The sequence below is a fragment of the Streptococcus hepaticus genome, assembly GCF_043656315.1.
In the GTDB taxonomy this organism is placed as follows: domain Bacteria; phylum Bacillota; class Bacilli; order Lactobacillales; family Streptococcaceae; genus Streptococcus; species Streptococcus hepaticus.
Window position 1 is genome coordinate 1 of sequence record NZ_JBINIY010000028.1, and the last position, 6,176, is coordinate 6,176.

Sequence of the window (6,176 nt, forward strand, 5' to 3'; positions counted from 1 at the left end):
TGTTCAACTACTTGTATTTTACCGCACTCTATTTTTTATGTCAGCCTAAAGCTTAATGCAAGATTTACATAAGTACATTTCGATGATTTCTAATAAATCAAGTTTTTCATCTTTGCTTGTAGAGTAGGTTATTTTTTTCGAGTAATCTTCTTTGACTATTTGCTTTTTTTCTTTACATTTTTTATCTTCTTTTATTTTATTCATAGTCTTAACCTCACTATTTTTTGTAATAAGTTTTATGACATTGGTAGGTGCATTGGCTGCTACATTGGAATCTCACCACCGCCCCTTATTAAGACGAACCGGCTTAAGCTATTGAAGTATCATTATCACCATTTGTATCACGGAGATAGATTGCCACACCTATCCTTTATGTATTCCTATTTATCGCTCTTTTTCTTTTATCCTTGGCACTTACCAGTATTCATTTAAACCGAATCTCTCAGCAGAAAAGTCTTGGCGTAGGTCATAATTCTCCACAAATGGATAACGTCCCACCTTGGTCTATTCAGTTGTCAAAGATCAATTAGCTTTCTGCTATGTAGGATTCTTTGCTTAATAACGGAATAGATTTTCTCTTCTACCTCAAAAGCAAAAAGGATAAATTTCCCCCTACACTTTAATAGTGAAAATTTATCCCTCTTGGTAACCAGATTTATTAATTTTTTAAAATATGCTTACTTTTTAAATACCATTGTAACTTCAGCACCATTACCTTGATCGTCATAATTTTTTAGTAACAATTGCCCCTTGTTAGTTTCAAGTATTTTCGTAACAATTGAAAGTCCCAAACCATGTATATTATTATCATACATTTTCGTTGATACATATTTTTCTCTTAGATCATAAAGAATATCATTATTAAATCCATCGCCTTGATCCCTGACAACAATCGTATAATCATCTATATCATCATAAAAACCGATAAATATAGTAGAACCAACTGAAGAGTTCTCAATTGCATTGTTTACTAAATTTTGTATCGCAATAGAAATTGAATTTTTATCTAATTTAATATTACTTGCATCATACGAAAGAATTGATAAGCTAAAACCTTTAAGTTTGCAAATACTAGTCACAATTTTTATCCAATAGTCTAAAACTTCTTTTGATACAACTTCCTTTGGAGCTTCCATCAAATCAGAAAATTCATTTAGTTTTTTTAAAAAAGATTCCAATCTCTCCACACCATTTAAAGTATCTTCTGCTCTTTCAAGAACATTTTCTTGATCTTCTTTTAATAATTCAATGTTCCCTTTGATTAGAGTAATGGGAGTCCTCACGTCATGAGTAATCGATTCAATCATCTCTTTTTGTGTCATCTGCATATTCCATTGTTTTTCTAATGATGCCTTTAAGCTCCTTGCCATACTATCTATCGAATCCAATACTCCTGAAATTTCGGTATAATCAGAATGCTCTCTTTCAAATTCTAATTGTAATTTTTCAATATTATCATTAGCCTTGGATATCTTTCTAATTTCACTCCTTAATTTCCTTGTCAAATTGCTTATTAAATAAATAAATCCAATTAGCCATAGGCAAAACATGCTTATAAAAAACACCAATTCAAAACTTCCAATTATTTTATATACATTTGGATTGGTAGGTATAGCACTAATTTTATATTTTATGATCAAATCTTTATTACCATTTTTAAAAGCCTTAAATACATCTGAACCTATTATTTGATCCTTTGAAGATTTTCCTTTTTGCAATGCCTCACTTATTTCTTGATTATAGCGTTCATCAATCGTATTTTCTATAATTTCTCCATTATCTCTTAATTGATATTCATAAAAAAATGGTATTTTATCAATTTTCCAATTCTCTTTTAGAAATTCATATTTCACTGTATCAGAATTCATTTCAGCATAATTTGCAGGATATACTACCCCAATGTTAATTAAGACGTTTAGAAGCATATAGGAGAATAAAATCATAAATAGTACAAAAAACAATTCTAAAATTGCAAATTTACTAATTAAATAGGTTAAACTTTTTTTAGTTCCCATTGATACCCTACTCCCCAAATAGTTTTAACTGGATCTATATGAAATCCAGCAAATTTTTCTCTTATTTTTTTTATTCTTTCTGTAATAGAAGTTGAACTATCACCTTCAGCATCATATCCATAAATTGTTGTATAAATCTTTTCTTTAGTAAAAACCTGGTTTCTATTTTTTAAAAGTAATTCACATATTTCATATTCACTTTTGGTAAGAGCAATCTCATTTTTCTTGAAATATATTTTTTTAGACAATAAGTCACAAGAAATCGGATAATCAATTATTCTACTGTGCTTATCTCTATTTTCTCTTCTAATATGTGCTGCAACTCTCGCCCTGATTTCAGATACAGAAAATGGCTTTGTAACATAATCATCTGCACCTAAGGCAAATCCCTCTATCTTGTCCTTTTCAAAACTTTTAGCCGTCAACAAGATAATCGGTGCATCTATCAATTCTCTATATCGTGATAAAAACTTAAATCCATCCATTTTATCCATCATGACATCAAGAATAAGCAAATTATATTTAACCAGCTGTTCAGGAACAATTTTTTCAGCTGAATCACAAAGGTCAACATTATATTCTTTTTTAAAAGTCAACTCTAAAAGTCGCAATAAATCTTTATCATCATCTATGATTAATAAGTTCATTCTACTCCTCCATTTTATTAATACCATCCCATCTATTATACCAATTATTAAATACGCCTATAAACACTACAGTAATGATTACTGATAATGCTAAAAACATCAAAATGACATGACTTGTAACTTCATGACTTGTATAAGCAAAAATAAGTTTTATCGGCCAAACAAAAGGTAATAAATACCAAATATTACCGCCTAATTCTGTGGTACCTAACAAAATACCTGATAATGTTAAAAAAACTCCGATTAGTATACTACCAGAAAAACCTAATTTCAAACTTAAAAATTGATAAACAGGAATCATTGGTATCAGCATAATTGTACCAATCAAGGAGCATAAAACTGTACTTATATAATTAAACTCAACTTTTCCAAACCCTATTAATATCATTACCAAGATAGATATAAATTCAATTATAAATAGTAATATAGAGATATAAATAGATTTAGAAAAGAATATTTTTTTCCTACTAATCCCAGTCCTTAAATCATTTGCAAAATTCCCAGCTACCTTATCAACCTCATATATCATTGGTATATAAAAACACATTGAAAAATTTGCTAAAATTATATATGTGCAAAAAAACACTCCCATTGCTTTCCCTATTAATCCTTTTGAATTCATCGAATAAATACCATAAATCAAAGAAAATAGGATTGGACATAAAAAAGTCATTAGTCTTACTGGTGTCCTTCTACTTCTAAGCCAGTATGATGATATTATATTATACACTTCTTTGACTCCTTTTGTTGTTAATTAAAAGACTTAATGTTAATACGACTACATAGACTGCAATACTTAAAAGCAATCCTAAGTTTGTTGCATCCATATTCATTAGTTTGGAGCCATTCTCAAGAAAAGTCCCATTTGGATGTACCCCAACAACTGGACTAAGCATTCGCAAGTTATATGACCATGGAAATAAAATCCAATTTTTTGTTACTGCAATCACAGCCGATGGGAATGTCAACACAAAATTCAACAATATAAGAACTGCTTTCTTTTTTGTAAGTCCATATATCAAAAAAGATAAAGCAACGATCGGTAAACTTCCAATAAAAAGGCAAATAGTAGCTATAATTAATTGACTTAGCGATATTTTTTCACCTAGAAAAAATATCGCAACAGTAAATATTAATATTGTTGATATTAGTAGAATAATAAATAATTCAGCTACAATAATAATATTTTTTGCCAATTCTATTTTTGTAAAACTTAGATTTTTGCTTTTTTGTAAAACAATATGCTCGCTCTTTTCTTTACCATTTATATTCACAACTAGTAAGCTCAAAACTATTGGGAGAATTAAAAGTGGATACCAATTAAAAGAAGTTGCCAATATGTAACTTTTTCCTTCTGGGCTTTCCCCCATCAAACTAACCATAGCTACATTAAATAAAACAAAAATTATAGGCACAATAATTCCTAACCTTAAGTTCGCAGATCTTTTTTCTTTCATTAACTCTGTTTTAATATAACTAATCATTATTTTTCACATCCTTTTTTATCATTTCTAAAAACAACTTTTCCAAATCCATCTCACCAGAATTATTAGCTTCATAAATGAGATGCCCATTATTAATAATCCCTATCTTATCTGCTATCTGCTTTACCTCACTCAAAATATGACTTGAAATAATAACTGTAATTCCTTTTTTAGAAAACTCTTTTATCAATTCTCTTAACTCTTGAATTCCCAAAGGATCTAGTCCATTTGTTGGTTCATCAAGTATCAATAATTCTGGATTATTTATTAGTGCCATTGCAATTCCAAGTCTTTGTTTCATCCCCAATGAAAAATTTCTTACCAATTTTTTATTTGTGTCTTCTAACCCGACTGTTTTTAACACATAATCAATCCTTCTTTTATCAATATTTAATAATACTGTTAAAACTTCTAAGTTTTCATAGGCTGTTAAATTGGGATAGATGGCAGGATGCTCTATGATAGCTCCAACTTTTTTTAAATCTTCTGTACACATGCTTTTTCCTTCAAAAAAAATACCCCCTGATGTACAATTCATAACTTTAGTAATTACTTTTAATAGCGTTGATTTTCCAGCGCCATTCGGTCCTAATAGTCCATATATTTTTCCTTTTTCTACTTTAATTGATACATTTTCAAGTATCATTTGTCCTTTGATTTTCTTTGTTAAATTTCTTGTTTCAAGCATAATTTCCATATATTATTCCTCCGTTTCTTATGTAATCAATTCTAATAATAAAAAATAACCAAATTATAATTACTCTATTTTTTTGCAAAACAAAAAGCATATATAAACTTAAAAAAAGGAGTAAGAAACTCTTCTGTTCACTTACTCCCCCTATACTTTTATCTAAAATCCTTCAGCAATTCTCTCAACTTGTCAAATATCTTATTTCTTCTCCTTATGAGAGCTGGATGAGATATATTTTTCGTTTCAGCTACCGAACGAATAGTTTCATCATTGAAATAAAGTCTATCAATGATTTCCCTTTCTTCATCATTTAATTTTGATAGTGCATCTCTTACCGCCTCTATCATCATCTGTGTTTGAACAATCTTATCTACATCAAATCCCTCATCAACTATACTATCCTCAAAATGTCCATCGTGGTCAAAAGAAGAAAATAAAAGCAGATGATTTTTTCTATCTATCTGCTTCAAGTAATTTTGATGATTTTTCTCTTGCCAATAGACTTTATAAATCTCTTCACTTACTTTGATCTTCTTTCCGTTTACAAACAAGAAATATTCTTTATTCATTTTTCGTCCTCCTTTTCGTTTCAAAATCTTGTTTGAAAACAAAAAAGGAGGACTACGGCATGATGGCACACCGAGTCCTCGCAAATGAACAAAAACAGTTCTACTATTTAATTTATTAAGTTTGGAATTAGGTAAAGTTTATATGCAATAAGGAAAATTTTCCGCACAAAAAATTATGAATTCCTTTTATTAAATCGTGCGTAACCCATCCCATACACATCCTCCTCCTAATTAACAGTTAAATCTTCATCTCCTTGTAATTGCTAATTTTAGAAAGCTTATTTATGCGAATTTTATTTTTGGAATCTATCGAACCAAATTGAACCTTCCTGAATACCATTTAGATTTAAGCTATAAAAAATAAAGTTCTTATATTTTCTTTCTGTAACCATATCTACTTTTTTAGTATCGCTAAATGTGAATAGGTTACACTAAACTAGACAGTCTTATAAAGTGTTCTACACTAAAGAAAATAGGAGAAAAATTATGTCTAGAAAAATACGTCGCCACTTCACTGATGACTTTAAGCAACAAATCGTTGACCTTCACAATGCAGGGATGAAACGAAGTGAGCTTATCAAAGAATATGAGTTAACCCCATCAACCTTCGATAAGTGGGTACGTCAGGCAAAAACAACTGGTTCCTTTAAAACTATTGATAATCTTACAGATGAGCAGCGTGAGCTGATTGAGCTCCGAAAGCGTAATAAAGAACTCGAAATGCAGCTAGATATCCTAAAGCAAGCGGCAGTGATTATGGCACGAAAAGA

Annotated in this window: 8 protein-coding genes; 1 reads left to right on the forward strand and 7 read right to left on the reverse strand. The window is 29.7% G+C overall.

Features of this window, described 5'->3' with window-relative positions:
• Nucleotides 1–45 precede the first annotated feature (45 nt).
• The 7 genes from ACHUFA_RS10730 to ACHUFA_RS10760 form a co-directional block, all read right to left on the reverse strand.
• Complete coding sequence (locus tag ACHUFA_RS10730) at nt 46–204, reverse strand: hypothetical protein (RefSeq protein ID WP_222350161.1); 159 nt, start codon at nt 202–204, stop codon at nt 46–48.
• 473 nt (nt 205–677) lie between these two features.
• Nucleotides 678–2,015: an ATP-binding protein gene (locus ACHUFA_RS10735; RefSeq protein WP_394406041.1), complete on the reverse strand. Its 1,338-nt coding sequence runs from the start codon at nt 2,013–2,015 to the stop codon at nt 678–680.
• Nucleotides 1,994–2,662 (reverse strand): response regulator transcription factor, encoded by a 669-nt coding sequence (locus ACHUFA_RS10740; protein WP_394406043.1) that lies wholly within the window; start codon nt 2,660–2,662, stop codon nt 1,994–1,996. The genes ACHUFA_RS10735 and ACHUFA_RS10740 overlap by 22 nt, the downstream gene beginning before the upstream one ends.
• A 1-nt stretch (nt 2,663) precedes the next feature.
• Nucleotides 2,664–3,284, reverse strand: coding sequence for an ABC-2 family transporter permease (locus ACHUFA_RS10745; RefSeq protein WP_394406045.1), 621 nt, complete (start codon nt 3,282–3,284; stop codon nt 2,664–2,666).
• A 100-nt stretch (nt 3,285–3,384) separates the two neighbouring features.
• Nucleotides 3,385–4,146: a lantibiotic immunity ABC transporter MutE/EpiE family permease subunit gene (locus ACHUFA_RS10750; RefSeq protein WP_394406047.1), complete on the reverse strand. Its 762-nt coding sequence runs from the start codon at nt 4,144–4,146 to the stop codon at nt 3,385–3,387.
• Nucleotides 4,139–4,843 (reverse strand): lantibiotic protection ABC transporter ATP-binding subunit, encoded by a 705-nt coding sequence (locus tag ACHUFA_RS10755; protein WP_394406050.1) that lies wholly within the window; start codon nt 4,841–4,843, stop codon nt 4,139–4,141. The genes ACHUFA_RS10750 and ACHUFA_RS10755 overlap by 8 nt, the downstream gene beginning before the upstream one ends.
• Before the next feature lie 149 nt (nt 4,844–4,992).
• Complete coding sequence (locus ACHUFA_RS10760; RefSeq protein WP_394406052.1) at nt 4,993–5,406, reverse strand: RNA polymerase sigma factor; 414 nt, start codon at nt 5,404–5,406, stop codon at nt 4,993–4,995.
• Between the two features lie 486 nt (nt 5,407–5,892).
• On the opposite strand from ACHUFA_RS10760, the gene ACHUFA_RS10765 reads away from it, so the two are divergent.
• Nucleotides 5,893–6,176 (forward strand): transposase (locus ACHUFA_RS10765; RefSeq protein ID WP_394406054.1); only part of this gene is annotated, 284 nt, incomplete at its 3' end.